This is a genomic window from Bacillus sp. M5A3_1b, from assembly GCF_053345335.1.
On the sequence record NZ_JBKEZY010000007.1, the window covers coordinates 147508 to 174128 of the forward strand.

The 26621-nt window shown below is 35.7% G+C and carries 25 protein-coding genes and 5 pseudogenes; 4 read left to right on the forward strand and 26 right to left on the reverse strand.

Going from position 1 to position 26621, the window contains the following annotated elements:
* Positions 1 to 2: 2 nt before the first annotated feature.
* The 16 genes and pseudogenes from ACLBWW_RS20420 to ACLBWW_RS20495 all read right to left on the reverse strand — a co-directional run bounded on the left by ACLBWW_RS20420 (position 3) and on the right by ACLBWW_RS20495 (position 10406).
* Positions 3 to 1271, reverse strand: a complete 1269-nt coding sequence (locus tag ACLBWW_RS20420) for a T7SS effector LXG polymorphic toxin (protein WP_447614207.1) — start codon at positions 1269 to 1271, stop codon at positions 3 to 5.
* Positions 1268 to 1630, reverse strand: a complete 363-nt coding sequence (locus ACLBWW_RS20425) for a DUF3958 family protein (protein WP_048545583.1) — start codon at positions 1628 to 1630, stop codon at positions 1268 to 1270. The genes ACLBWW_RS20420 and ACLBWW_RS20425 overlap by 4 nt, the downstream gene beginning before the upstream one ends.
* 40 nt (positions 1631 to 1670) lie before the next feature.
* The gene (locus ACLBWW_RS20430) at positions 1671 to 1946 is read right to left on the reverse strand and encodes a TIGR04197 family type VII secretion effector (protein WP_048545836.1); all 276 of its coding nucleotides are present in this window, start codon (positions 1944 to 1946) and stop codon (positions 1671 to 1673) included.
* A gap of 159 nt (positions 1947 to 2105) precedes the next feature.
* Positions 2106 to 2402 carry a WXG100 family type VII secretion target gene (locus tag ACLBWW_RS20435; RefSeq protein ID WP_048545585.1) on the reverse strand — a complete coding sequence of 99 codons (297 nt, stop codon included), beginning with the start codon at positions 2400 to 2402 and terminating at the stop codon, positions 2106 to 2108.
* A 184-nt stretch (positions 2403 to 2586) separates the two neighbouring features.
* Positions 2587 to 2795, reverse strand: a pseudogene (locus ACLBWW_RS20440) (ornithine cyclodeaminase family protein); the annotation flags it as partial.
* A gap of 10 nt (positions 2796 to 2805) precedes the next feature.
* A complete protein-coding gene (locus tag ACLBWW_RS20445; RefSeq protein WP_048545587.1) occupies positions 2806 to 3069 on the reverse strand; it encodes a DUF4176 domain-containing protein in 264 nt (87 codons plus the stop codon).
* Between the two features lie 252 nt (positions 3070 to 3321).
* On the reverse strand, positions 3322 to 3993 hold the full coding sequence (locus tag ACLBWW_RS20450) for a hypothetical protein (protein WP_048545589.1): 672 nt from the start codon (positions 3991 to 3993) through the stop codon (positions 3322 to 3324).
* A gap of 1 nt (position 3994) precedes the next feature.
* Positions 3995 to 5377 (reverse strand): T7SS effector LXG polymorphic toxin, encoded by a 1383-nt coding sequence (locus ACLBWW_RS20455; RefSeq protein WP_048545591.1) that lies wholly within the window; start codon positions 5375 to 5377, stop codon positions 3995 to 3997.
* On the reverse strand, positions 5374 to 5736 hold the full coding sequence (locus tag ACLBWW_RS20460) for a DUF3958 family protein (protein ID WP_048545593.1): 363 nt from the start codon (positions 5734 to 5736) through the stop codon (positions 5374 to 5376). The genes ACLBWW_RS20455 and ACLBWW_RS20460 overlap by 4 nt, the downstream gene beginning before the upstream one ends.
* Before the next feature lie 40 nt (positions 5737 to 5776).
* Positions 5777 to 6052: a TIGR04197 family type VII secretion effector gene (locus ACLBWW_RS20465; protein WP_048545595.1), complete on the reverse strand. Its 276-nt coding sequence runs from the start codon at positions 6050 to 6052 to the stop codon at positions 5777 to 5779.
* 160 nt (positions 6053 to 6212) lie between these two features.
* A complete protein-coding gene (locus ACLBWW_RS20470; protein WP_000918602.1) occupies positions 6213 to 6509 on the reverse strand; it encodes a WXG100 family type VII secretion target in 297 nt (98 codons plus the stop codon).
* 132 nt (positions 6510 to 6641) lie between these two features.
* Positions 6642 to 6735, reverse strand: a pseudogene (locus ACLBWW_RS20475) (ornithine cyclodeaminase); the annotation flags it as partial.
* 121 nt (positions 6736 to 6856) lie between these two features.
* Positions 6857 to 7525 (reverse strand): annotated as a pseudogene (locus tag ACLBWW_RS20480) (hypothetical protein).
* A 183-nt stretch (positions 7526 to 7708) separates the two neighbouring features.
* On the reverse strand, positions 7709 to 8686 hold the full coding sequence (locus ACLBWW_RS20485) for an ornithine cyclodeaminase family protein (RefSeq protein ID WP_048545599.1): 978 nt from the start codon (positions 8684 to 8686) through the stop codon (positions 7709 to 7711).
* 19 nt (positions 8687 to 8705) lie between these two features.
* On the reverse strand, positions 8706 to 9758 hold the full coding sequence (locus ACLBWW_RS20490; RefSeq protein WP_095205730.1) for a proline racemase family protein: 1053 nt from the start codon (positions 9756 to 9758) through the stop codon (positions 8706 to 8708).
* A gap of 186 nt (positions 9759 to 9944) precedes the next feature.
* Positions 9945 to 10406, reverse strand: coding sequence for a VOC family protein (locus tag ACLBWW_RS20495; RefSeq protein WP_048545603.1), 462 nt, complete (start codon positions 10404 to 10406; stop codon positions 9945 to 9947).
* 131 nt (positions 10407 to 10537) lie between these two features.
* Here ACLBWW_RS20495 and ACLBWW_RS20500 point away from each other — a divergent pair.
* Positions 10538 to 10738 (forward strand): annotated as a pseudogene (locus ACLBWW_RS20500) (YflJ family protein); the annotation flags it as partial.
* A 202-nt stretch (positions 10739 to 10940) separates the two neighbouring features.
* On the opposite strand, the gene ACLBWW_RS20505 reads toward ACLBWW_RS20500, so the two are convergent.
* The 6 genes from ACLBWW_RS20505 to ACLBWW_RS20530 form a co-directional block, all read right to left on the reverse strand.
* Complete coding sequence (locus ACLBWW_RS20505; protein WP_048545605.1) at positions 10941 to 11894, reverse strand: TRM11 family SAM-dependent methyltransferase; 954 nt, start codon at positions 11892 to 11894, stop codon at positions 10941 to 10943.
* Between the two features lie 229 nt (positions 11895 to 12123).
* Positions 12124 to 12837, reverse strand: a complete 714-nt coding sequence (locus tag ACLBWW_RS20510) for a hypothetical protein (RefSeq protein ID WP_048545607.1) — start codon at positions 12835 to 12837, stop codon at positions 12124 to 12126.
* A gap of 69 nt (positions 12838 to 12906) precedes the next feature.
* Positions 12907 to 13956: a M42 family metallopeptidase gene (locus tag ACLBWW_RS20515; RefSeq protein WP_048545609.1), complete on the reverse strand. Its 1050-nt coding sequence runs from the start codon at positions 13954 to 13956 to the stop codon at positions 12907 to 12909.
* Positions 13957 to 14106: 150 nt separating this feature from the next.
* Positions 14107 to 14433, reverse strand: coding sequence for a nucleoside triphosphate pyrophosphohydrolase (locus tag ACLBWW_RS20520; RefSeq protein WP_048545611.1), 327 nt, complete (start codon positions 14431 to 14433; stop codon positions 14107 to 14109).
* 17 nt (positions 14434 to 14450) lie between these two features.
* Entirely contained in the window at positions 14451 to 14768 is a 318-nt protein-coding gene (locus tag ACLBWW_RS20525; RefSeq protein ID WP_048545615.1) for a hypothetical protein, read from the reverse strand.
* 113 nt (positions 14769 to 14881) lie between these two features.
* A complete protein-coding gene (locus ACLBWW_RS20530) occupies positions 14882 to 15670 on the reverse strand; it encodes an enoyl-CoA hydratase (protein WP_000454176.1) in 789 nt (262 codons plus the stop codon).
* Positions 15671 to 15912: 242 nt separating this feature from the next.
* Between ACLBWW_RS20530 and ACLBWW_RS20535 the strand changes: the two are divergent.
* Positions 15913 to 16524 (forward strand): annotated as a pseudogene (locus ACLBWW_RS20535) (O-antigen ligase family protein); the annotation flags it as partial.
* Positions 16525 to 16780: 256 nt separating this feature from the next.
* On the opposite strand, the gene ACLBWW_RS20540 reads toward ACLBWW_RS20535, so the two are convergent.
* Positions 16781 to 18259, reverse strand: a complete 1479-nt coding sequence (locus ACLBWW_RS20540; protein ID WP_048545617.1) for a SulP family inorganic anion transporter — start codon at positions 18257 to 18259, stop codon at positions 16781 to 16783.
* Between the two features lie 187 nt (positions 18260 to 18446).
* Between ACLBWW_RS20540 and ACLBWW_RS20545 the strand changes: the two genes are divergently transcribed.
* Together ACLBWW_RS20545 and ACLBWW_RS20550 are read left to right on the forward strand one after the other, a co-directional pair.
* A complete protein-coding gene (locus ACLBWW_RS20545) occupies positions 18447 to 18917 on the forward strand; it encodes a hypothetical protein (RefSeq protein ID WP_048545619.1) in 471 nt (156 codons plus the stop codon).
* Between the two features lie 479 nt (positions 18918 to 19396).
* Positions 19397 to 19594 (forward strand): hypothetical protein, encoded by a 198-nt coding sequence (locus ACLBWW_RS20550; RefSeq protein WP_048545620.1) that lies wholly within the window; start codon positions 19397 to 19399, stop codon positions 19592 to 19594.
* Positions 19595 to 20178: 584 nt separating this feature from the next.
* Here ACLBWW_RS20550 and ACLBWW_RS20555 read toward each other — a convergent pair.
* From ACLBWW_RS20555 to ACLBWW_RS20565, 3 genes are all read right to left on the reverse strand, one after another.
* Positions 20179 to 21735 (reverse strand): fatty acid--CoA ligase, encoded by a 1557-nt coding sequence (locus tag ACLBWW_RS20555; protein ID WP_048545622.1) that lies wholly within the window; start codon positions 21733 to 21735, stop codon positions 20179 to 20181.
* Between the two features lie 313 nt (positions 21736 to 22048).
* Positions 22049 to 23539, reverse strand: a complete 1491-nt coding sequence (locus ACLBWW_RS20560) for a coproporphyrinogen III oxidase (RefSeq protein ID WP_002007015.1) — start codon at positions 23537 to 23539, stop codon at positions 22049 to 22051.
* Positions 23540 to 23681: 142 nt separating this feature from the next.
* Positions 23682 to 26552, reverse strand: a complete 2871-nt coding sequence (locus ACLBWW_RS20565) for a SpaA isopeptide-forming pilin-related protein (RefSeq protein ID WP_447614208.1) — start codon at positions 26550 to 26552, stop codon at positions 23682 to 23684.
* Positions 26553 to 26621 lie beyond the last annotated feature (69 nt).

The window sequence follows — 26621 nt, forward strand, 5'->3', positions numbered from 1 at the left end:
CTTTATTCCTTAACACTAACTTCTAAACCAAATCCCCATAAACCTACACCAGGACCAAATGGTGCATGGAATTTGAATCCACTTTTTCCAGCTTCAAAAGATCCACCGAGTGTTCCAAGCGATGCAGATCCCCCAATTTGTAACTTTTTATCCATAAATGGAATAGGAATTTTTATAGCACTCTCATATTTTACTAGAGTAGCTTCAGCTCCTATATGTAAATTTCCATTTTCCACATGAGCACCTAACTCTGCAGAAGCAAGCGCTACTTTAGCTTCATCTCCAGCTCCAAAAACAATATCCTCTTGTTCTATTCCAGCTTGAGCTACTGTAAACCCAACTTTAGGTCCATAAGTTTGTTCCCTCTTTTCTTTATCTTTTACATTAAATTGATCATAAGTACGAGAACTTACAAATGGCTCTGCTTCAAGTGTAAGACCTTTAATAAATATACCACCATATCCCTTTTCCTCAGTAAATGATTTTTCATACTTTTTACCATTTATTATACTACCAATTCCTTTTACAACTACTCCAGTAACTGTTGCTACTCCATTAGCTGTTTCCTCAGCTTTTTCCTTTACCTCTTTTGAATCCATCAAAAACCAATCATTTTTAACAACTTCTTTTTCAATTTGAACAGCATGAACTTTATCTTCTGATTTTTTTTGAATAGCTACTGCCCATTCCATATTTAATTCTTTCACACTAAATATGCCTGTTAAAGCACTAAACCCTTTCCCACTTTGAACTTCCGCAAGACCTGCAGCAATACTAGTTGCTAATTGAATTGCTGTACTATAATTATTACTAGAGGTCTGATTGAATTGATACAAATGATCCAGCTTTTCTTGCAGTTTTTGCCTCATAACAATAAAAAGATTCGCCATAGCATCCATACCCGGCATTGGCATAGCTTGATTGATAGCTTCCATACTTGTTTTCATTCGGTCAATTTCTCGAATTTGTTCTAATATCTCATGTTCAATTACATCTGTCAAAGCTACTTGTGATTGAAAGTCACTTGGAAAGGCATTATTCTGACGGATTAATTCTTCACACAAATAAATGATTCCTTGTGCCAAAGGTCGAAAGGTTTGTACAAAAAATGCTTTTGCACTGCTATATGTTTGCCCCTGTAACACAGTATCAGTTGCAAAAGCATCAATCGACTGAATTGCTTGTTCCATACCTTGAATGGTGGCCGTACATACAGCATTCATACTTTGAGTTTGGTTTTGTACTTCTCCCAAATACATATTTAAACTCATGCATTGACCTCCCTTGTTAATTGTTGTTGTTGAAAGGAAAGGTCGTTTTCTAAATCACTAAGTTCTCGTCTTTCTTTAAGCAACGTTTCTTTTTTGTTTTCCAATTCAAATGTGACTTTTCGTTCAATATGTTGTGCATCTTGATACGTATTCATAAAAAACTGAGACATTTCTCTATCACCATGCCAAGTTCCTAAAATTCGATCAAACAAACGACGATTTCGACTTCTACATTCATAAAAATCTGCTTCCGCTTGTTCTTGAGCTTGAATCGCAGATTGATTTCGGTCCTGTTCTTCAAATATACTTCGTAACTTTTGATTTACTTGATTAATTTGTTTTTCAATATCTTGACTCATCATATTCCTCCTACTATTTTACTTTACGTAGGTTGTCACATTAGCGAAAGGTATTATGAAGTTCATTATCCATTCTCTCAAACTCGTTAGATACCAAATGAATATTATCAACCGCTTGTTGAAAGGCAGCGGAAAATTGTTTCGTCAAGTCTAAAACTTGCTGATTCGCTTCTTGTGATTTGAAATTAACAGACAACGTTGTACGCGTCGCCTTTGTTATAGAATGACTGGTTGCACTTTGAATCCTATCAGAGGCTAATCCCATTTTCGTAGCAATTTGCGTTGCTGTTTGTAAATTACTTTGAAATTGTCCCATTCTTTCAAACCCTTTCATTAAATTTTCCAAACGCATCAAAGAAACCTCAATAAATATATATCCCTATCAATATCACTCGCTGGGCATGCAATCAAATGAGCCATACAATATAATCTGTATGGCTCATTTGAAATGCTTGTTATATAGAATAAAGCGTTTTTAATTCAAACCGAAATTACGTGATAATTCTTCATCATGAGAAGCAACAGCCTCTGCAGTTTTATTAAGCTGCATATTAATTTCTTGTAATAACTGTGCGAAGTTTTGTACTTTTGGCTTTAATTGATTGAACTGTTGATCAAAACCATCGAAAGCACGACCTTCCCATTCTCCTCTTAATTCATTTTGTAAGTTTTGTAGTTGACTTAAAATATCCTCAATTTGATTTGCACCTTGTCCATATCGAGTCGCTTTTGATTTAAGCTCCTCTGGTGACATACGAATTTGTCCAGCCATTTTCATTTCCCCTTTAATACATAATGAGTAACATATAAATTGGTTATTTTTACTAAATAAAATTATAATATTTTATTATGAATTTTTAAACACTTTATCTTTCTATTGAATATTAGAATATTGATATTCAATTTTCCTTGCTTTACAAAATTTCATGCAAAAAAGACCACCAAAAGGCAGTCCCTCAAAACTCAATCCTATTCCCTACCCCGCGCTCCACCGCTTTCTCATACAAATACTTCCCAACGATAATATCTACTACTGCCAAACCAACTGATTTGAAAATAGTAATCTCTTCGTCGTTTTCGCGGCCGGCTTTTTCTCCACTTATAATTTAACCAAGTTCGGCGTGGAGATTGCTAGTTTTATCGGAATTTGGAGGTCACCTGTTTCTAGATCACATTCAATTAAGCAATCCTACAAATGCCTCTTCTTCCTCATCTATAAAACCTACAAATATAATTTCTTCAATAGCATCATGATTAAATACAAATGTATAATCAGGATCAATATATCCTTCTGGATAAAAACAGCCTATGTAGTCATACATAACCGGTTCTTCAACCATAAGTAGTTGTTTTCTTCCGTAAATTACAACCTTTTTTGTCCCACCTTTTAACAGAACAATAGAGCCATTTGGTAACAGCTTTTCTGTAGAAAATTGCATAATTCTCCGCCCTTTCTTATACGGCTGATATATTTTTCAAAGATTATTTGAATAGCGCAGAATCTCACTTGCACCATCCTGTCGTTTTCGATTAAGTATTATTTATCCCTATCACCCAAAGTAGAAAAAGATATCTCTGCTATCTAAATGTAATTCCACATTCATGAGATTAACTCTCCCTCCTATTGTTTCTATCCTTTAACCAACTATAAGAAGAATGCGATTATATACTTGAAATGCAACAAATCCTCTTTAAAAGCCTATACGTATTTTTCCTCCATCTTCTATATGCTTCCGTAAATAATAATACTTATGGAGTTCTATAATCATATAAAACAAACCAAACGAAAACACTGTGCATGCACACATAAATACAATTGCCCCCATCTGTTGTGTTGCAATGCTAAGAATTATATTAGCAATTAACTGCCCCAATCCAGCTGCAATAGCTGCTACTTTTACACCACCAGTTCCTTTCGACGACTTTGATTTTTTTCTTGGTTCCTGAAGTTTTTCAATATGATTTTTATAAAAATAATACAAAGCAACACCATACAAACCAAATGAAAGAATAAAATAGATAGGAGTTTGTAATTGCAACACTTCATAGGCAAATTTTTGCGTTATAACCAATAATCCGACTGAACATATGGTGCCATATACTCCTCGAAATAGAGTGTATTGTAATTGTCGTTTCCGAGGATTGATAGCAATCCATATCGCCCACAAATTTAAAAAAATAACTGGAGGAGTTACTATATATACATAGAGTAATCGAAAAGGATTCGCGAACGCAGGCAAAAGAACAAACACGTCTGCCCCCAAAAGGACAAGACCAATTACGTGGACTCTTATTTCATTTACAGGATAAAGAGCCATATAATGTGCAAAAGCTTTCTTATTAAAATCTATACTTTTTTTCATATTAATTAAACCACCCCGCTACTGTTGACCAAGCTTTTTTCGCACCCGTTTTCACCATATCCTTAATACTGTCATCTTCACCATCACCATCTAAATCAACATCCCATTTCACACCTTCTGTGAAATATGTTAGTCCTACTGAAACAGCAAATCCAACTGCGGCAACCGCCAGAACTGGTGCTGCTGGAAGGGCCATAACTGTAAGAGCTGTTGCCCCTACGGTTACTGCTCCTCCTACAACAACATTACCAATAATATCTCCTGCGATTTTATCACTTGATTCATTATTTTTGATATTCTCACTTGTATCCATATATGAGTCTATACCCACACTAAACCATCCAAGCTTATCCTTTAAAGCCATTTTAGACGCACTTACCACACTTCCATTTTTTATAAGAGCATCTATTTCTTTTATCGTCTTGCTAGCATTTCCATTTTTCATTTTTGCCGCGACATCATCTACATAATAAATCTTATAATCCCTATACTTTCCATTAATTTTTTTATTGCCCTTAAAACCGGAATATTCTCTTACAAGGACGCGTTGTGCCCTTCTGTCCAAATCGTATGTTACCTTATAACCATTAATTACTTTATGAGCTGTATTCCCTACTACAACTGCACCTGTAAGTGTTCCGAATGTATTCCCCGGTCCATCCAATGGTGCATTCCAACTGAATCCAGTCATACCTAAAAATGAATCTTTTTTATCTACTTCACCAGATTCAGAATCCTTATTTAACCTTTCAACTTCACGAGCTCTATCTTCTGTAATTTTTTGAATAGGCCCCATCCAATCCATATTCAATCCTTGTGTACTAAATGTACCGCTGACAACACTAAACCCTTTCCCACTTTGAACTTCCGCAAGACCTGCAGCAATACTAGCTGCTAATTGAAGTGCTGTACTATAATTATTACTAGAGTTCTGATCGAATTGATACAAATGATCCAGCTTTTCTTGCAGTTTTTGCCTCATAACAATAAAAAGATTTACCATAGCATCCATACCTGGCATTGGCATAGCTTGATTGACAGCTTCCATACTTGTTTTCATTCGGTCAATTTCTCGAATTTGTTCTAATATCTCGTGTTCAATTACATCTGTCGAAGCTACTTGTGATTGAAAGTCACTTGGAAAAGCATCATTTTGACGGATTAATTCTTCACATAAGTAAATGATTCCTTGTGCTAAAGGACGAAAGGTTTGTACAAAAAATGATTTTGCACTGCTATAAGTTTGTCCTTGTAGAACAGTATCAATTGCAAAAGCGTCAATCGACTGAATGGCTTGTTCCATACCTTGAATGGTAGCGGTACATACAGCATTCATGCTTTGAGCTTGGCTTCGTACTTCTCCCAAATACATATTTAAACTCATGAATTAGCCTCCTTTACTAATTGTTGTTGCTGATATGAAAGATCATTTTCTAAGTCACTAAGATCTCGTTTCTCTTTAAACAATGTTTCTTTTTGGCTTTCCAATTCAAATGTAAGTTTTCGTTCTATGTATTGTGCTTCTTGACGCATATCCATAAAAAACAATGACATTTCTCTATCTTTATGCCAAGTTCCTAAAATACGATCAAACAAACGATGGTTTTGATTCTTCCATGCATGAAAATCTTCTTCTACTTTTTCCTGTTTTTGAATCGCAGATTGATTTCGATCCTGTTCTTCAAATACACTTCGTAACTTTTGATTTACTTGATTAATTTGTTTTTCAATATCTTGACTCATCATATTCCTCCTACTATTTTACTTTACGTAGGTTGTCACATTAGCGAAAAGTATTGTGAAGTTCGTTATCCATTCTCTCAAATTCATTAGATACCAAATGAATATTATCAACCGCTTGTTGAAAGGCGGCGGAAAATTGTTTCGTCAAGTCTAAAACTTGCTGATTCGCTTCTTGTGATTTGAAATTAACAGACAACGTTGTACGCGTCGCCTTTGTTATAGAACGACTTGTTGCACTTTGAATCCTATCAGAGGCTGATCCCATTTTCGTAGCAATTTGCGTTGCTGTTTGTAAATTACTTTGAAATTGTCCCATTCTTTCAAACCCTTTCTATAAGTTTTCCAAACGCATCAAAGAAATCTCATTAAATATATATCCCTATCAATATCACTCGCTGGGCATGCAATCAAATGAGCCATACAATATAAGCTGTATGGCTCATTTGAAATGCTTGTTATATAGAGTAAAGCAATTTTTATTTCAAACCGAAATTACGTGATAATTCTTCATCATGAGAAGCAACAGCCTCTGCAGTTTTATTCAGCTGCATATTAATTTCTTGCAATAGCTGTGCAAAGTTTTGTACTTTTGGCTTTAATTCATTGAACTGTTGATCAAAACCTTCGAAAGCACGACCTTCCCATTCTCCTCTTAATTCATTTTGTAAGTTTTGTAATTGACTTAAAATGTCCTCAATTTGATTTGCACCTTGTCCATATCGAGTCGCTTTCGATTTAAGCTCCTCTGGTGACATACGAATTTGTCCAGCCATTTTCATTTCCCCTTTAATACATAATGAGCAAAATATATATTGGTTAATTTTACTAAACATATTATAATCTATTATTCTGAACTTTTAAACGTTTTATCTTTCTATTGAATATTAGAATATAAATATTCAATTCTAATCATTAAATATCCTACTTTTTCTTGATTTACAAGATTTTATGCAAAAAAGACCACCAAAAGGCAGTCTCAAAACTTAATCCTATTCCCCGTCCTTCCTTTATCTAAATGTAATTCTATATTCATGATCTTGCTTCTCCCTTTTCTTTTCCGTAGTCTTTACTGACTATAGGAGAACCGCGATTATATACTTATATATTCAATACAGACTCTTTAAAAGGTTTCATGTGTTCTACCCCCATCTTCTATATGCTTCCTTAAATAATAGTACCTATGGAGTTCCATAATGAAATGAAACAAAATAAACGAAAGCATGGAGTATACACACATTAATACAATTGCTACCATCTTTTGTGTTGCAAAACCAAGACTGATATTAGCAATGAGTTGACCCAATCCTACAAAAGCCAATACTCCGAAACCAGAGTTTTTTTTCGATGACTTTGATTTTTTGATTGGTCCCTGAAGTTTTCTAATATGATTTTTATAATACTAATTCAAAGCAAAAATATACAAACCAACTGAAAAAACAAAATAGATGGGAGTTTGTAATCCTAACATTCCATATGCAAACTTTTGGGTTATAACTAATAATCCTACTGAACATACGATGCCAAATACCCCACGAAATAGAGTGTATTGTAATTGCCGTTTCCTAGGATTTATAACAATCCATATTGTCCATACATTTAAAAAAACAACTGGTGGAACTATAATATACATATATAGTGGTTGAACAGGATTCGCAAAAGCAGGCAAAAGCACAAATATATCTGCTATCCCAATAACAAGAGTAATTATAGTCGCTCTTATATCATTTACAGCATAAAGAGCCATATAATATTCAAAAGCTTTTTTATTAAAATCTGTATTCCTTTTCATGTTAATTAAACCACCCCGCTACCGTTGACCAAGCTTTTTTCATTTCCCCTTTAATACATAATGAGTAAAGTATGCATTGGTTAATTTCACTAAATATATTATAATGTTTTATTATGAATTTTCAAATATTCCATCTTACTTTACAAGATTTTACGCAGAAAAAGACCACCAAAAGGCGGTCCCTCAAAACTCAATCCTATTCCCCACTCCGCGCTCCACCGCTTTCTCATACAAATACTTCGCAACGATAATATCTACTACTGCCAAACCAACCGATTTAAAAACAGTAATCTCTTCATCGTTCTCCCTACCTGCTTTTTCTCCGCTTATGATTTGTCCGAGTTCAGCGTAAATGTTGCTTGCCTCAAATAGACCTTCTTGTATCGGAACTTGAAGGTCACCTGTTTCTTCTAGTGCTGCTTCTTTTGATTCGACTACTACTTTGTTTGCATTAGCAATGGCGTGGGATGGTAGTTCTTGCATGTTCGGTTTGAATGAGCCGGCGGCGTTTACGTGGACGCCTTTTTGTAGTTTTTCTGAGAAGACTGGTGTGGATGCGTTCGTAGCTGTGACAATAATGTCAGCTTCGCTTATTGCTTCATTTGCATTTGTGTGAACATATGCAGGTTTATTGAATCTCTCTTGTATAAATTGCGCAAATGCATACGCTTTTTCTTCTGTTCGATTGTATAAAATGACTTTTTCGATATCTCTTACCGCAAATACTGCTTCGGCAATTCCCTTCGCCTGTTCACCGGTCCCGATTATGCATAAAGTTTTTGCGTTATGACGAGCTAAATGTTTTGTCGCTACTCCTGATAGGGCCCCTGTTCGAATCATCGTTAAGTAGGACCCCTCTAAAAGTGCGAGCGGTTCTCCCGTTTGAAAGTCTGATAGCATCACAATCCCGTTTATCGTTTTCTTTCCTATCTTTTTGTTCTCGGGGACTACTGTTACGACCTTTAAGCCAAGTGCCTCAAGTCCTTCCGCTACTGAAGGCATAATTAATGCCGTATTTTGCTCGTTCGCAAATGGCAATGAGCCGCGAATTGGTGTAATCGTTCTTTCTGCGGAAAATTCTTTTAAAGCAAGCGCCGCGTATTCAATGACTTCATTCATATTTACTAAGTTTCGTTGTTCGTTCGCGCTTATGACTAGCATATCTTTCCACCTCCTCCTCTTATCCTAACAAAAATCCCCGATTCAAATCATCTCTCGGATCTATAACGAACTGATGAAACCCTGTAATAAATGCATGCCCCGTTACTTTCGGAACGACAGCTTCATATGTATCTACCGCTGTTACCGACAATACTTCCCCCTCGAATTTCCCGTCAGTAATGCATTCGTGGACGAAAAGTTCTCCCTTTTGTAAAGCATCTTTTTCAAAAAGAGTTGCGATTCTTGCGGAAGTTCCTGTGCCACAAGGAGAACGATCTACTTGCCCATCAGCAAAAATCGTTACATTTCGTAAAGTTGCGCCTTTCCCTTTCGGTTCATCTGAGAAAATAACGCCGTATATTCCTTTTAGCCCTTCTTCAAGTGGGTGCTTTACCTCCATTTGGCTCTCGATGTAGTGCTTAATTTTACCGCCCCACGTTTGAATAGCAGATAAGTCCTTGAAATCAACTTTCAAACCAAATTCTTTACTATCTACTACCGCATAAAAAGCTCCGCCAAACGCGATATCTACTTGAAATTCATAGTTATCTATTTTAATAGGAACATCTTTCTTATATACAAATGAAGGAACGTTTTCAAATGATACAGACTCTACTTCGCTCCCGTTATATTTTGCGTACGCAATCACTTCCCCAGCAGGGCTATCAATAATGAACTTTTGTTCCTCACCTGTCACTTCAAACATACCTGTTTCAATTCCGACTGTAATAACAGCAATAATGCCATGACCACACATCGTACTCCAGCCTTCATTGTGCATAAATAATACACCAAAATCAGCGTGAGCACTTGCAGGTGGAGTAATGATACAACCGTACATACCGTGATGCCCTCTCGGTTCATACATAAGAACCTCGCGAAGATGGTCCAAATTCTCCATACAGTACGCGCGTCTTTCTAGCTGCGTTTCTCCTTTTATTTCTGGCACGCCGCCTGTAATAATTCGAAGCGGTTCCCCAGCTACGTGAGCATCAATTGTCGTGTACACTTTACTAACCTTCATTTCTATCTCTCCCCTATATGTTGATACTATTTTTATTGCAAATATCATGCCAACGCATAGGGTATAAATTTGTATACATTGTAAAAAAAAGCATACACTACTGTCTATTTTTTTATACAGTAGACAGTTAGTGATTATTAACCAGCACAAAACAAAAAAGCCATAACGTCACTACTTGAGCAAAGTTATGGTTCCTTTTTAAATTATTTTGCGGGATTTGAGCCAATATCAAATTTATATTTCACTCGGTAATTTTTCCCACTCACTTAAATACATGACATCTTGTTTTACGTTTTTCTTTTCAGGAAGTAAGCATAGAAACTCTAAAGAATTACCGTCAGGATCATAAAAATAAAGATTCGCAGTAGGTGTCCACGTCTGGACCATAGGCTCGGAAGGTTCAAGACCGAAAGCGGCTCTTGGTTTTATTCCTTTATTAAGAAGCCATTCTCTTGCATGAATGATTTCTTCATAATTAACCTTGAATGCAAAGTGACTTTTATTGAATTCCTCTTCTGATACCTCCCAAATGCCCAGCATTTGTTCCTTCTTATTATCTTTATCAAACCAAAAGAATGCTACACGTCGTTCTTCAATTGTGCGAGCATGAAATAATCCAAGTTTAGTATAAAATTCTTTTGCTACTTCTAAATTTCTTGTTTTAACATGTGTTTCATATAAAGTACCTGGAAACAAAGCATATTCCCCCTTTATATTTTTAGAAATTCTTACTATAAAGCCTATTTTTATAAACTAAAAATAGAAGTGATATCATATTCTTCTTACATGTTTTTCAAATTTGTAGCACTAATGCTGAATAAAATAGAAAATTCTCTCCCCCCGCCACATATACTGTTCAAAAGCAAAAAGGAAGTGATCCAATGTACTACGGAACAAAAGGCTGGTACGTAGCCGAACTAAAAAAATTAGGCGTGCGTTACCACGAAGGGCGAAAACTAGAAAGTTACCGCGGACACGTATTACGCAATTTATTACTTGCACAACAAGAGAAATTAAAAGAACAGTAATATGCTAATGTAGCGATATCGGTGATTCTCGGAATATATCAACGATTTTTCAAATATATCAGCGATTCAGTACAATATATCAACGATTTTTTAAATATATCGACTTACCGACAAATTACGTCAAATCACTCCTCCATTCCACCAACCAATCACACATCAATATCAAACAAAAAAGGTCACCCAAACGGGTGACCTTCCTTTCTTATTCACAAACAAGAATTTGTCTAGTAAATGATCCTTTTCTTGTAATACAGCGATCTGTAATTTCAAATCCTGCTTCATGAATCATGTCGTCCATTGTTTCCATCGTGACAACGACTACCTTTTTAGCGATGCGGCGCGCACTTGAAAGAATAGAGAACTGGTCTTCTGGTGTTGCATGCGTAAATAAGTCGTACGGCATATCGATAATTGCAACGTCGTAGTTCTCAGTAATTTCTTCAATTGGGCCTTTTGTTACTGTTCCTTCAAATCCGAAGTGTGCGATATTTTTTCTCGTTCCAAGAACTACAAGTGGGTTTATATCTCTACCAACGATGTTAATTCCCATAGAAAGTGCTTCTACTACTACTGTTCCAATACCGCAGCACGGGTCAATTGCTCTTACTCCATCTGGATTTGGTACAGCGATATTGGCAACCGATCTCGCAACACGTGTGCTAAGAGATGTCGAATAACTATGCGGTTTTTTTATGTGATGATACCAAACTGGTTCACTTTCTACATAGTGTCCGAAGTACCAGCGTCCTCCAAGAGGAACAATCCCGAATACACGCTCTGGATTACGAACATCCGCTTCTCCTTCAATATGCATGCCGAGGTCTCGTTCAATGAGACGTCTTTCCCCATATTCAATTTTATTTTCTCCAACCAGGTCATTGATTTTAACGAAGATAACTTTAAACGACGCTCCCGCCAAATCAATTTGTTCCACTTGTTTTAAAATACTTTCTAAGTCGTCTCCTTCATACATAACCTCAACGCGCTCTTTAATAAATGCACTTCTACTCGGGTCAATTTTGACATCACTTTTCAAAATATTAACGTGAGACTCCATTCCAAAGAACGAGCGCATTTCCAAATAACATAAAGCACGCTCCTCCTCACGAAATGCATACGTATATATACATGCAGGTGTTGTACTATGATTACTCAATCTATTATCATCCTTTATCGTTTAAAATTATTATGATTACAATTATTCGAATATCTTTTTTACGTAAAATTAAATGATATCACATGCCGGAAATAAAGAGAAACGTTAATAAATAAAAGAGACTGCCTATTGGCAATCTCTTTATTTTTATTAACAGAAAGAAGTTACATTCTGAACTTGTTCTTCCTAGTAATCTAGCATACCACCATCAGTTGCTTCTCCTAATGTATCATTTGAAATTGTCCTTAACGTATACATTCCCTTCCTCTAAAGGAATTTTTTTCTGATCAACCCGTTTCGCTTTTCCCGTTTCAAGATCGGTTTGGAAAGTTGAAAAATACCACATTCCTTCTCCATTATCATAATTCCCAATAAGAAACTTCCCTTTATCTAAAGCTTTAAAACAAGTTCCTGCAATACCAAAATCATCTTCATTAATTTTCACTTCGAGCACTTTCCCTTTATGAATGTAAAAAGCTTTCGCTGTTGAAAAATTAGAAGACTCACGTTGCAGTGCTACGAAAAAATCTGGTGTACCTTTACTTACAAATCCATTTTTTCTAGACGTATTAAATACAAACTCTCCAATTTTCGCCTCTTGCAAATATAATGTCGCGCTTGTAGATTGTAAGGCAAGCTGATATTCACCTTTATATATTTGATCCCCTTCTTGTGCACCAACCCAAGGCTCTTTTTGCGTTTCATGTTGTTCATTATTCGAAAAAACATGCAAAGTATACGCTTCTCCCTCAGTAGAATTCATTGAAACAGTGTAGCGACTTTGCACTTGTGGATTTATTTGTGATCCTTGTATTTTTCTACTCTCTTTTTTATTCCCCTCGGTATCCTCTACCTTCGTCACTACTTTTTCATCTGAACCTTCTTGAGCACATCCACTTAACGCTAAACTTACGACGATACTACCCATCAATAATTTCTTCATCTTGCCCCCCAAAATGAAAAGCTGATTAAAAATAATATTTTTAATCAGCTCTCTCTATTTTCTATGAAATTATTCTTCAATTAAATGAGACATTACATATGCATATACTAACGCTTCTGTATGTGCAATCGAACTTTCATGTGTACGCTCAAATGCATGAGAAGAATCAATACCCGCTCCAATTAATGCATGTTTCACATCAAATCCAGCGTGAATCGCAGCTGATGCATCCGATCCATAGTAAGGATAAATATCTACTTTATATTCAATATTGTTCGTTTTCGCAAGCTCTACTAAATGTTTACGCAGTGCATAATGATACGGACCGCTAGAGTCTTTTGCACAAATAGATACTGTATATTCGTCAGATGCTTGACCATCACCTAACGCTCCCATATCAACCGCTAAATACTCAACCGTTTCTTCTGGAATGTTAGAGTTACCACCGTATCCAATCTCTTCATTATTAGAAATTAAGAAATGCGTTGTATATGGTAATGTTACGTTTTCGTCTTGTAATCTCTTAATTAATTTTAATAAAATCGCAACACTTACTTTGTCATCTAAATGACGTGATTTTATGTATCCACTCTCTGTAATTTGAACGCGCGGATCGAATGAAACGAAGTCTCCTACTTCAATTCCTAATTCACGTACTTCATCAGCTGAAAAGACACGCTCATCAATACGAACCTCAATATTTTTCTCGTCGCGTTTCGCTTCACCTGCATCTTTATATACATGCACAGATGTTTGATGCATTAAAATCGTTCCTGTATAAGTCTTACCGCTTGATGTTTCAATTTCGCAATATTCCCCCTCTACAGAGTTCCAGCGAAATCCGCCAATCATAGAAAGACTTAGACGACCGTCAGGCTTAATTTCTTTCACCATCGCCCCTAACGTATCAACGTGTGCCGTTAATAAACGGTGCTGTGCATCATTTTTCCCTTTTACCGTTAAAATAAGAGCGCCTTTATTGTTACGCTTCGTTTCTACGTTCCACTCACTTACATAGTTTTCAATAAAACGAATGATTTTCTCTGTATTTCCAGACGGACTCGGAATAGAGACAAGCTCCTTAATAAGTTCCATCGTTTCTTTCGTATGATGTGCCATTGTCGTTTCCTCCTCATTTTCTCTACTATTCAGTATACCGAATTTACTATAAATCCTCTACTAATATAGCTTAATTTTCTAAATTATATTAAAATTCACTTTAACAAAAAAAACATAGCGTTATTCATAAACACTATGCTTTCTATCAAACTATTCTTCTGACACATCTAATAAATAAATGCCTCTTTCAAACCCACCGCGCTCTATTTCTTTTTGCTTTCGTAGACTTTCTACATCTTCAATTGTTGCACCTTCTGCACGCGCTAAAGAGATAATTACTTCCAGTGCATCCGCAAGTGAATCTAGCGCATGTTCACGCTCTTTCATAGAAGCAAATTCACGAATTTCTTCCGTTCCAATTTTCGCTAAAGCTTGTATGTATGCTTGTCCTGTTAATTTTTGTGCTGTATATGTTTTTCCAGACCTTAAAATCTTCTCTGGAACACGATCTCTTACTAACTTGTTATATGCTGACATCATTCAACCTCCCATATTTAATAACATCCGAGCTCTGCTTTATAGAAAAACCATTTTTTCTTCACGCACGCACTAAGCATATCAATTCCTGATCCATGTGCCCTTACGTGCGGAAAGAAATAGTACTCTGATTCTTCTTCCTTACTATATAAAGTTTGGTACTCAGCTGGAATTGCTTCTTTTTTCACATCTTTTTCTTTCGTCACCTCGGCAGAAAACGCAACGCTTGGATGTCCTTCAAAAAACAATGCAGTTCGCACCGCCATAGATGGTGTACTATGTAAAGCATAATATGCTATTACAACCATGCCAATAACACCAATAATTTTCTTCATATATTACTCCTAAAAAAAAAGTGCTAACACAATTATACTAAAATGTGTTAGCACTTTCTCCCCTTTACCTTAAATTAACCGGCAGTAAAACTACCATTAATTCAAATTTCACTTTATTCCCCTTTAAATGCAGGCAAACGTTTTTCTAAAAATGCAGCAATGCCTTCTTTATGATCCGCTGTTTGTCTCATCGCATATTGGCCGCGCTTTTCAAGTTGCAATGTTTGTTCTAAATTAGAACGATTTACTTCACATAAAATTTGCTTCGTTTGAATCATCGCTTTAATCGGCTTTTGTGACCATTCACTAATTTTTTGCTTCACAGCCGTTTGGAAATCCTCACCGATTACTTCATCAATTAAACCGATATCAAGCGCTTCTGTTGCTGATAATTTCTTTCCTTCCCAAATAATTTGCTTCGTCATATTTTCACCGACGCGCTTTTGAAGGAAGAAATGGCCGCCACCATCTGGAATTAAAGCGATTCCAATAAAGTTCATCGCAATAACGGATGATATATCTGCCATCACATAGTCAGCTGTTAACGCAATACTTAACCCAAGACCAGCAGTCGGTCCATGAATCGCACTAATCACAAGCTTAGGCATCGTATATAAAGTTACAACAACTTCAGAAATAGTATTCATAATGCCATCAAACTTGCTTTCATCATTACTTGAAAGCATCGATTTAATATCTCCACCCGCAGAAAAACCACGGCCGTTTCCGCATAACACAACAATGTGTGCAGAACTCTCCGCTACTTCTTTCAGTTTTTGTAATAGCTCTTTTAACGTTGGTTCATCTAATGCATTTAACACCTCTGGGCGATTGACCATAACTGTTGCAACGTGCCCTTCATATTTCACAATGACAGATTCTGTTTTACTTGTTACTTCCATTATATATACCCCTCTTTTCTACATAAAGATTATACTTATATAATTATAGAAAGCAGGTGAAAAATCCTTCTTTTTTCTTAATTTTCTGTCTAATAATCTCGTAATTTGTATATAGCCTCGTATAAAACATACAATTCCGTTAAAAAATATAGCAATTAAAGTCGGTTTATCGATACTTTCCATCTATTTACCATTTATATATAGAAGTGCTGAAATAAAGGAATGAAGAAATGGAGGCACATATGGTTACTAAGTTAAAACAGATGGATAACTACTTCCCGCATTTCCTACTGCTATTCATTGTGTTTCAACCAATTTTAGATCTATTAACATCTTTTTCAATTTATATATTACACATGAGCGCAACCGTCGGAATTGTAGTCCGTTTCGCCTTTATGCTTCTTGCATTAGGTTATCTACTTCTTCATCATAAACAACACGGTGCAAAAAAGTATATTCTCTACTTATGTCTCTTTGGCATCGTACTCGCAATCGGCCTTATAAATAATTTAATGGTCAAATCTCCAGTTTCATTTGGAGAAGAAGTGAAATTTATTTTGAAAAGTGTATATCCAATTGTACTACTGTTTGGATATATTATCGCACTAAAAGAATTAAAAAATAACGAATATGTATTTCATAAAATCATTACGTATTTCTTATATGCAACGTTAATTTTAAGTATTTCAATCATCGCGGCTATGGCAACTGGTACAGATTTCCAAAGCTATCCGAACTCAAAGATTGGTTCAAGAGGATGGTTCTTTGCTGGAAATGATTTAAGTTCCATTTTTGCAATTATGTTCCCAATCGTTGTCTTATACTCTGTTCATAAAACAACTTCTTTCTCAAAAGAAACAACAATTGAGCGTACAATCCCAATTTTCACTCCGTGTGGTAACTGTTGTACATCAATTATTCCCCTCTAGCTTAAAGCTTTTCCTTCTGAAAAAAGGAATTCTCAAAATTCATATACATTTTTATAATATTACGTTCCTAATCTAGAATGTTACTATAATGCTAAGATTAACAAACTTCAATAACCACAAAACATTGTGATATAAAGATGTTGAATACAATAAAAAAACACTCTCATACGAGAGCATTTTCTTATATAGCCTCAGCTTTTACAAACTGTAATTTATCTTTCTGCTCATTACTCGCCATCGTTACTAACGTATTTTCAATATGAGCAGGCACTTGTTCTAGCGTCACACTCGCACCTACTTTATCCGACTGCTCAACAAAGTTTAACAATGCCATCGCTCCTGATACATCCATATAGCGCACATCTTTCATACGTAAAACAACTGGAGACTTTACGTCTTGTAAAGTATGAAAAACACGATCCACTGTTAAAAATGAAAGTGGGCCTTTAATTTTATATGTCGCGTCTTTTTCTTTTACAATAGAAGCTTTACGGTCTTTACATTTCACCATGTATATCATGAACGAAAGAATAATACCGAACGCAACAGCAATCATTAAATCAAACTTCACTGTGACAACCATCGTTACAAGCATAACAATGACATCACCTTTTGGTGCTACATGCATTTTCTTCATGCTTTCCCAATCAAACATGCCAATACCAGTTAAAATTAAAATACCTGATAATACAGCAAGCGGAATGTATTGTACAACTGACCCAAGTCCCATAATGAAAATAAATAATATAACACTATGCATACTCGCTGAAAGCGCCGTTTTACCACCGCTTCTTATATTCACGATAGACCGTACAGTCGCCCCTGCGCCTGCTAATCCACCAAACAATCCGCTCATCATATTACCGATACCTTGTCCGACCAGTTCTTTATTACTTTTATGACGTGTACCCGTCACATTATCCATTACAACCGATGTTAACAACGAGTCAATCGATCCTAATAAAGCAATACTAAGCGCTGGTAAAATAAGTTCTGCGATGCCTGTTCCACTTAAAGATGGAATATGAAGCGTCGGCATTGCTTCTGGAATCGTTCCAATCTTCTCAATCACCTTATTTAATGACAAGTTTCCGATAAACGGTAACTTCACTGTAAGCCCTTCTAACGCAGAAGAAATGAAAGGAAGCATAGCTGTCACACCAACTAATGCAACTAAACTAGACGGAATAGCCTTAATCCATTTTCCAGAAACAATCATTACAATAATCGTTAATACGACGAGTAGAAAACTATTTTGCACATGCTTCATTTCACCTAAAATAATAATTAATGCGATTCCGTTCATAAATCCTGAAACGACAGAATACGGAATATATCGCACGTAAGAACCAAGCTTACATACACCGAATAAAATTTGAAACAGTCCCGCCATCATAAAGGCTATAAAACTCGCCTCTAATCCGTGCGTCGCAATAACCCCTGTTGCGATAACAGTAATCGGCCCAGTTGGCCCAGTAACTTGCCCAGGTGTACCACCAAATAACGCCGCAAATAAACCTGCAAAAATCGCACCATACAATCCGACTAGTGCTCCTTCAGACGTTCCCGTTGCAGCAATACCAAATGCAATGGCAAGTGGCAACGCAACAATTGCGACAGTAAAACCTGCTAAACATTCCTTTGCTATTTTTTGAAACATAAAAAAACCACCTTTGTATAAAGTCCATGTTCCATTGTACACCTAAAAGAATATATTCGTTAGTCCACTTTTTACAGTATCGTGACGTAAACGCATTCAATTGTAAGCTTCCGCTGCATCTTTGGAAACCATTGTAACTGTGCTATAATAGATAAATTAAATCTTTTATTATATATTTGGAGGCACTATGCTAACTTTTGAAGAAAAATTATCGATTATTGAATCTTTCCCTGAATTAGAAAGAAAGAACGTATCATTAAAACGCGTGAACTTTCACTTTGAAGAAAGTCGTTTAGATAAAAAGAACGTTGTATATCATTTACATCCAAACGGAAACGGCTTTGTATATGCAAGCTTCATTAAAGGTTATAAAACAGATGATAAAGGCATGATTAACATCCGTGAGTTTTCAGAAGAAGAACTGCGTTCATTAATTGAAAAAGTAATTGAACGTCTATCACAGGAGCCAGAAGAAATTGTTACACCAATGGAACCTGCTGCAGAAGAAGAATGGAAGAACGAAGACGGCCACATCCTAACTCTTATTCAAGAGGATGATATGTGGAACGTGTACGCTGGTGTAAACTTAGACGGTACATTCAACTCTTACCCAGAAGCTGCGGAATACCTTGATGAAGAAGGATTTTCACGTAAATAAAAGTAGAAAATGGGCATCCCAACATGACCATCAAACAATGTTGCGAACCCCATTTAATTCAACAATTTTTATAACAGTAAAAACCCCTCAAGCATTCATATGCTTGAGGGGTTTTCAATTAAAAGGTAGAACAGCTAAAATTCCTTATATTAAGAACAAAGTGGAATTATTCCTAGACCAATTAATAGAGCTGCAGCAGCCGCTGGAATTGGTACAGGAATCTGGATACCTTCTACAAATAAGAAATATTGACCACTTACTATTTTAAAACAAACTAATTGTATGGCTATTCCTCCCTTCTGTTAGATTAATACGTTGTATTAATTAATCTTATTATAGATATAATTAAATTGTTTGTTTTTTAAAAGTTACTATGTTACCATCTCTTCAATATCTTCACCTTTCTTTTTGACTATATAAACTCCTTCCTCACACTGTTTCTATTAATTTACATAAAATGATCTAGAGGAGGATTAAAAATGAATACAACTGCTAGATTAGTAAATTGGAAAGAACATGGAGATATGATTATTTTGGAATGTGAATCAAATGGAAAATGCTTCGAGATATCAACGTATAAACAAAGAATATATAATGCCCACCTTTTGTCAGATGACGTATATGTTCGTTTAGATTCATCTGATAATATAATTGGAATAGATATCTATAAGAAGTAAGAAAAGCCCTCTATTTTTTGTAGGTGGGCTTTATCTTTATTACAAAACACCAAAGTATACTCTCTTTTTCTCATGAAGTTTATGTAATTATACATATTCACAAAAAATAAACTAAATGAATATTACATGTAGTAAAATATAACTTGTGGACACGTTCTATAAAGCAGATTCTTTTAAAAGGCGTAACATATCAATCATTATAGGGGATGTGGCGTTACTCCGATACTGATCTCAGATCTCTTATATTTTGTGAACTAACAATCTAGTGTATATAGACGATTCTGTTTTATAGTATGTGTTTACACTTATAACAAAGGGGTAATACGGATAGATTCGTATGAAATGAAAATGGTTCAAGTCGGAGAGAGGCACCTTAGGGTGTCTTTTCTTTTATACATTACATCCCTTTTGTTCTTTCACCTTACTTCAAATACACGAATCACTCTTCATTAAGAAAAAACGAGAATTAAGTGAAGATCAATTGACCTTCACTTAATTCTCCACCTCTACAAAAGAACAAAGATATTGCTTCGTCTATTTAAAAACAGGCGAAAATCACATAGGTATAGTGCATCCCACACTTTCTATTTTTTCGCATCTTTCAACGACTCTCTCAGCACAAACTTCTGTAATTTCCCACTCGCATTACGAGGAAGTTCATCCACAAATAAATAGTGACGTGGACGTTTATAATCTGCTAATTCATCACTTTCTTTACAATATATTTCTAAATCATTTTCTGTAATCGCTTCATCTTTCTTTACAACAACAGCCACAACACGTTCTCCCCATAATTCATCTGGCTCACCAAGCACCGCAACATCTAATACACCAGGATGACTATGTAGAAAATCTTCAATCTCACGTGGATAAATATTAACACCTCCGCTAATTACCATATCATCCACACGATCTGCGACGAATAAATAGCCATCTTTATCGAAATAACCTAAATCACCAGAGTGATACCATCCTTTATACATCGATTTTGCATTTGCTTCTTCTCGGTTATGATAACCAGCCATCATAGTTGGGCCGCGTAAAATAATCTCCCCTACTTCATAAGGAGGTAATACCTCATCTGGTTCTGCTGGTGCATCATCATTTGGTTTTACAATGCGGATTTCATGACTAAAGCACGGTGTTCCTGCTGAACCTGCTTTCGTAATTTGATCTTCTTCTACAAGAAACGCAACAACTGGTCCCATTTCTGTCATTCCGTATATTTGTACGAGATCAATATAAAGACGTTCTTTACATTCCTTCACTAATGCTGGAGCCATTGCCGCTCCTCCATATATACCAATCTTCATCGATGTTAAATCGTACTGCGTTAAATCTTTTTGCAGTAACATATTCCACATCGTCGGTGCTGCAAAAAATGTCGTAATCTTCTCTTCTTGAATCGTATGTAATACTCTATCCGTATCAAAGTGATGTAAAATAACATTCTTTCCACCAACTTGAATACGCGGAATGATTCCAGCATTTAACTCGCCGCAATGATATAAAGGTGCTACTACAAGTCCGGCACTATCTCTATTATATTTTAAGAAATACGTACAAATCATACTATGCTCAGTCATTTCACGATGACGATGCAATACGCCTTTCGGATGACCTGTCGTACCGCTCGTATACAGCATAGAACAATAATCCATTTCATCAATTTCGATATCTACTTTGTCAGAAGATGCCGCATTCACTTTTTCATGGTAAGAACTAGCATAGGAAGGTGTATCGTCTTCTACGTACCAAAAAGACGAATTTGGAAAATCTCGTTCAATGATAGCAACAGTTGATTCAACCGCTTTTTCAAAGACTACTACTTTCGAGGCTGCATCTTGAAGGATATACGATAATTCTTTTGCTTTTAAACGGAAGTTAATCGGGTTAAAGATCGCCCCAATTTTCGCACAAGCTAAGTAAACGTTTACAAATTCACGGCAATTATATAAGTAAACAGATACAGTATCTCCCTTTCTTACCCCTTCTTTCAATAGAGCTTGCGCCGTTTTATTTATTTGTTCATCCCACTGTTTATATGTCCAGCGAATATTTTTTTCCGGCTCTACTAACGCCTCTTTATTCGGATACTTACCAACAGCTAAATCAAATATTCTCCCTATCGTCATGTACATGCCAACAATTTCCCCCTTTTCTCTTTCATAAATCTATCATTTCGTCTATAAGTAGACATTGTCCTCCAATTATTTGACTAATTTTTCTGATTATTATCGACATAGTTTTACAATCAGTGCCGCTTGGCGGTAAGTGAAATTATATCGGCGGTTTTCCGAATATATCGACCACAACTTGAAATATATCAGCGATTTTTAAAATATATCGACCGCAACTCAATTTATATCAGCGATTTTTCGAATATATCAACTTACCGACAAAAACTGACAAAATAAAAAAGAGGCTGTTCCAAATGGAACAACCTCTTTCTTCTTATACAAATAGCTCTTCTAAAATTTTCAGTTTGTCTTCTGTATATTTTACGAAGCCATCGTTATATGATTTTGGATCTTTCGGATTTGCGAAGTGCGTAATTGCACCTGTCTTCGGATGAACAAATTTACTTGATGCACCACAACCAAGTCCGATAATCGATTGAACTTCTTCCATAATAACAATGTTATAAATACTTTCTTGCGTCGGCATTGCATAACCAACGTTCTCTAAGTTACCTAAAATATTCTTTTGACGATATAGGTAATATGGTACGTAATTATGTTTTTGCGTCCACTCTTCTGCTTCGTGCATCATCGCTGTAATTTCTTCGCGACCTGCTACTTTATATTTACGTTTGTTTTGCGTCATTTCAGAAGCACGTTTGAATGATAACGTATGAACTGTTAACGATTCTGGCATTAACTTTTCTGTCTCATCTAACGTGTGCTTGAAAATATCTAAGCCTTCACCAGGAAGACCAATAATTAAATCCATATTAATATTGTTCATTCCCATTTCACGAGCTAAATGATACTTCTCAATTGTTTCTTCTACAGTATGGTGACGTCCAATCGCTTTTAATGTCTCTTGATGGTATGACTGCGGATTAATACTAATACGGTCAATGTTCCATTTATTTAACACTTCTAGCTTCGCTGGCGTAATTGTATCTGGGCGACCTGCCTCAACTGTTACTTCACGCACATTTTTCACATCTGGGAACGCTTCATACATTTCTTCATACAGCATATCCATCTCTTCTGCTGTAATACTTGTCGGTGTACCGCCGCCGTAATAAATCGTCGTAACTGTTACACCTTTTTCTTTTAAAAACTTACCAATTTCACGAACTTCATAATGTAAACCACCTAAGAATGAATCAACAGAGCCTTGGCGTCCGTTAATTGCATACGCCGGGAATGTACAATATGCACATTTTGTTGGGCAGAATGGAATACCGATATAAATACTTACTTCCTCTTTCAAACGGTATAAATCCGGAACTACCGCTAATTGGCAATCAACAATACGCTGAAGAAGTTCAATTTTCTCTTCATGAATTAAGTAGCTTTCACGAAGTTCTTGGTGTGCTTCTTCTTTTGACATACCACTTTGAAGCATTTTATGAAGGAGTTTCGTCGGACGAACTCCTGTTAAAATGCCCCAACTTTGTTCAAGACCAGTTAACTGCTGAAGAACAGAAAGATATACATAAGAAACAACGTGCTTCACTTGCTTCATACGCTCTTTTTCATCTGTGAAAGCAGATAAATCTTTTGCGAAAGTTTCTTCATACACATTTCCAGTAGCAACATCTGTTAAACGAGCAGATGCTTTCACATTCTCTTCAATGTGTATATCAACAATAAGATTTGCTTCCTCTTGTTCAAATCCAATCGTACTATCTTCAAAAAATAAGCCGCCAATATTTTGCAGCGGACGTAAAAAACGATCATCTTGTAGCGTTTTAATTGAAATTAACAACATTATCACCTTTTCATTTGCAAACTCTCTTTAGTTTACTTGAAGGGCGTTTGCAGGTCAATACAGAAGGTTTTACCTTATTTCTTCTATTTAAAAACTTAAAGGCAGAAGAGATGACATTTCTCTTCTGCCTTTTATAAATCTATTAGCTATTTTTAGTCATAAATCTTAAACGCATTCCTAATAACACAAGAATTACACCTATAAATGGAAGGTAATTTGTATTATGCCCTGTAGCTGGAAGTTTTTGATCATTGGAACTGCCTTGCTCTTTTTCTGGTAAGTTAGGCTTTCCTACTTCTTCACCCGGCTTCTCTGTTTCTTCACCTGGTTTCTCTGTTTCTTCGCCTGGCTTTTCTGTTTCTTCACCTGGCTTTTCTGTTTCTTCACCTGGCTTTTCTGTTTCTTCACCTGGCTTTTCTGTTTCTTCGCCTGGTTTTTCTGTTTCTTCGCCTGGTTTTTCTGTCTCTTCACCTGGCTTTTCTGTTTCTTCGCCTGGTTTTTCTGTTTCTTCACCTGGCTTTTCTGTCTCTTCGCCTGGTTTTTCTGTTTCTTCACCTGGCTTTTCTGTTTCTTCGCCTGGTTTTTCTGGACCTTTTTCTTGTTCTTTTTCATTTGTAATTTCAAGATTTTTAACTTCTACTTTTTCATTAGAAATCTTAAATTTAATTTCCTTATCAGATAATTTATATCCTTCTGGTGCATGAACTTCTTTTAAAATGTAATCTCCAGGTTCTAACTTCTTAGAAATTGCTTTACCATTCTTATTTGTTGTTAATGTGTCTATTTTTGTTCCATCTTTCCAAATTTCAAACACTGCGCCAGCTAATGTTTTACCTGTATCATTAGCATCTACTTTTGTAATTTCTAATTGACCTGTAATTTCTTCTTTCACTTTTTCATTCAATACTTCTCGTTTCGCTACTTCATTCGCTACTACGTTTACTTCCACTTTTACTTCTACTGCTTTATAGCCTTCTGGCGCTTTCGTTTCTTCTAACGTGTACTTTCCTGGCACTAAGTTTTCGAATTTCACAACGCCATCTTTATTCGTTGTCTTCCCTTCTCCAACTACTTGACCAGTTTCATTTTTTAGCTTAAATTCTGCACCTTGTAGAACTTTTCCACTCTCTGCATCCTTTTTGATTACTTGTAAGCTTCCTAGTTCTTTTGCGTTTTCTATTTGTACTTGTACTACTTTGTTCGCTTCCACAACGACTTCAATTTCTTCTTTTAACAACTTATATCCTTGTGGTGCTTTCGTTTCTTTTAATGTGTACTTTCCTGGCTCTAATTTCTGAGAGATTACTTTACCTGTTTTGTCTGTTCGTAATGTCTCTATTTTTTTACCATCTTTGTACACTTCGAATTCTGCGTCTGATAATACTTTCGTTTTATCTTCTGCATCTACTTTTACGATTTCGAATTGACCTGTAGCTTTTTCAACAATTTTTTTATTCAACACATCTACAGTCACTGTATTATTAGCAGCTACATCAACATGAACTAAACTAGATGATAGTTCGTAACCTTTTGGTGCTTCAACTTCTTTTAATGTATATGTTCCAACTGGAAGTTGTTTTGATAAAGCTTCACCTTTACCATCTGTAATAATTGTTTCGACAACGTTCCCATCTTTATCTATAACATCAAACTTTGCACCTGGTAAAAGTTGACCAGATTCACTATCTTTTTTCAATAATTTAAATTGACCATTTTCTACTTTTTTCGTATTCTTCATAACAATTTTCATTACGTTTGTATTATCAATTGTTACTTTTACTGGTGTATCAACTTTTATATATCCCTCTGGTGCACTAATTTCTTTTACAAAATAATCACCAAATGGTAAATCTTTAACTTCCGCAATACCCTTTTCGTTTGTTGTAACAGTAGCCACAACATTATTATCTTTGTCTATAACATCAAATTTTGCGTCTTTTAAAACAATGTTTTCATCGTTTTCATCAACTTTTTTAATTTGTAAATTTCCTTTTTCAGCTGCCGGCTTTTTCCACTTTGGCCAGTTAAATTTAAAATTATGAACCTCAAATCCATCTCTTTGGTGTAATCCACCAACATAGGCTTGTCCGTTAATAGATCCACCCTTTGTATCTACAACTGCATTAGGTGCAAATACACTTCCTACTACACCATATCCTTTAGTTGTTATCTTTTTAGCATTAGGGAACACCCAAATGACTTTACTAGCTAACTCAGTAAAGAAGGAATTAGGGTCATATGCTTGAGAGGTATTAACTAATGTGAACCCGCCCTTATCTGTCGTATCATACAGGATTGCACCGCCACCAAAATTAACTTCTTCTGCATCTGAATGAATAACAATAAAATCTTTGTTACTTACATTTGGAAGATAAACATCACTTACATTAAATGTTTTCTTTCCATTTTGGCCTGAAGAAACATAAATATTAGGGTTATTTACATCTTCACCGATTCCAAAAGTCATACCAGGTTTTGGTTTATCAGTGTGTAATTGGCCCGCATCCTCAATTACGCTATCAACATCTTTTCTAAACTCTTTAAATTTAGCATCAATCTCCGCTTGCTCTTTATAAGAGATACGGTCATATGATGATTTCATTGCCCCTTCTGGATCACCATCTTTTGTCATCGCCACTGTTCCATCTTGAATAATTACTTGTCCTGTTCCCGCTTTCGTAAATTGACCACCTAGTAATAATGATGGATATCCTTCCTCTACCCATGTCGCTCCAGCTAAATTATTCGCTCCAGTTGCAGCCGCTAAGACTGTATAACTTGATGCGTTCATATTTTTTTGAATAGCCATCGCACCCTCAATATCCGCACTCGTTGCACTATGATCTCCAAAAATGATTGCATTGTAATAAGATACATCACCTAAACCTTTTAACTCTGTTGTAGCTGCCTCTGCTTTATCTGGTAAATGGATTAAAAAATTCATACATACTAGTAACATAACTATAAAACTACTACTTAATTTTTTTATTTTTTGATTAAATGATTTCCTCAAAAAATTCATTCCCCCTTTTATGATTCCTAAATTTATGAAAAGAAGCTCATTTCATATGTACCAAGCCTT

Excerpts from the sequence above, each read along its gene's own strand:
- ACLBWW_RS20420 (WP_447614207.1), bottom strand. The coding sequence starts at position 1,271 with ATGAGTTTAAATATGTATTTGGGAGAAGTACAAAACCAAACTCAAAGT.
- ACLBWW_RS20425 (WP_048545583.1), bottom strand. The coding sequence starts at position 1,630 with ATGAGTCAAGATATTGAAAAACAAATTAATCAAGTAAATCAAAAGTTA.
- ACLBWW_RS20430 (WP_048545836.1), bottom strand. The coding sequence starts at position 1,946 with ATGGGACAATTTCAAAGTAATTTACAAACAGCAACGCAAATTGCTACG.
- ACLBWW_RS20435 (WP_048545585.1), bottom strand. The coding sequence starts at position 2,402 with ATGGCTGGACAAATTCGTATGTCACCAGAGGAGCTTAAATCAAAAGCG.
- ACLBWW_RS20445 (WP_048545587.1), bottom strand. The coding sequence starts at position 3,069 with ATGCAATTTTCTACAGAAAAGCTGTTACCAAATGGCTCTATTGTTCTG.
- ACLBWW_RS20450 (WP_048545589.1), bottom strand. The coding sequence starts at position 3,993 with ATGAAAAAAAGTATAGATTTTAATAAGAAAGCTTTTGCACATTATATG.
- ACLBWW_RS20455 (WP_048545591.1), bottom strand. The coding sequence starts at position 5,377 with ATGAGTTTAAATATGTATTTGGGAGAAGTACGAAGCCAAGCTCAAAGC.
- ACLBWW_RS20460 (WP_048545593.1), bottom strand. The coding sequence starts at position 5,736 with ATGAGTCAAGATATTGAAAAACAAATTAATCAAGTAAATCAAAAGTTA.
- ACLBWW_RS20465 (WP_048545595.1), bottom strand. The coding sequence starts at position 6,052 with ATGGGACAATTTCAAAGTAATTTACAAACAGCAACGCAAATTGCTACG.
- ACLBWW_RS20470 (WP_000918602.1), bottom strand. The coding sequence starts at position 6,509 with ATGGCTGGACAAATTCGTATGTCACCAGAGGAGCTTAAATCGAAAGCG.
- ACLBWW_RS20485 (WP_048545599.1), bottom strand. The coding sequence starts at position 8,686 with ATGCTAGTCATAAGCGCGAACGAACAACGAAACTTAGTAAATATGAAT.
- ACLBWW_RS20490 (WP_095205730.1), bottom strand. The coding sequence starts at position 9,758 with ATGATATTTGCAATAAAAATAGTATCAACATATAGGGGAGAGATAGAA.
- ACLBWW_RS20510 (WP_048545607.1), bottom strand. The coding sequence starts at position 12,837 with ATGAAGAAATTATTGATGGGTAGTATCGTCGTAAGTTTAGCGTTAAGT.
- ACLBWW_RS20515 (WP_048545609.1), bottom strand. The coding sequence starts at position 13,956 with ATGGCACATCATACGAAAGAAACGATGGAACTTATTAAGGAGCTTGTC.
- ACLBWW_RS20520 (WP_048545611.1), bottom strand. The coding sequence starts at position 14,433 with ATGTCAGCATATAACAAGTTAGTAAGAGATCGTGTTCCAGAGAAGATT.
- ACLBWW_RS20525 (WP_048545615.1), bottom strand. The coding sequence starts at position 14,768 with ATGAAGAAAATTATTGGTGTTATTGGCATGGTTGTAATAGCATATTAT.
- ACLBWW_RS20530 (WP_000454176.1), bottom strand. The coding sequence starts at position 15,670 with ATGGAAGTAACAAGTAAAACAGAATCTGTCATTGTGAAATATGAAGGG.
- ACLBWW_RS20540 (WP_048545617.1), bottom strand. The coding sequence starts at position 18,259 with ATGTTTCAAAAAATAGCAAAGGAATGTTTAGCAGGTTTTACTGTCGCA.
- ACLBWW_RS20545 (WP_048545619.1), top strand. The coding sequence starts at position 18,447 with ATGCTAACTTTTGAAGAAAAATTATCGATTATTGAATCTTTCCCTGAA.
- ACLBWW_RS20550 (WP_048545620.1), top strand. The coding sequence starts at position 19,397 with ATGAATACAACTGCTAGATTAGTAAATTGGAAAGAACATGGAGATATG.
- ACLBWW_RS20555 (WP_048545622.1), bottom strand. The coding sequence starts at position 21,735 with ATGTACATGACGATAGGGAGAATATTTGATTTAGCTGTTGGTAAGTAT.
- ACLBWW_RS20560 (WP_002007015.1), bottom strand. The coding sequence starts at position 23,539 with ATGTTGTTAATTTCAATTAAAACGCTACAAGATGATCGTTTTTTACGT.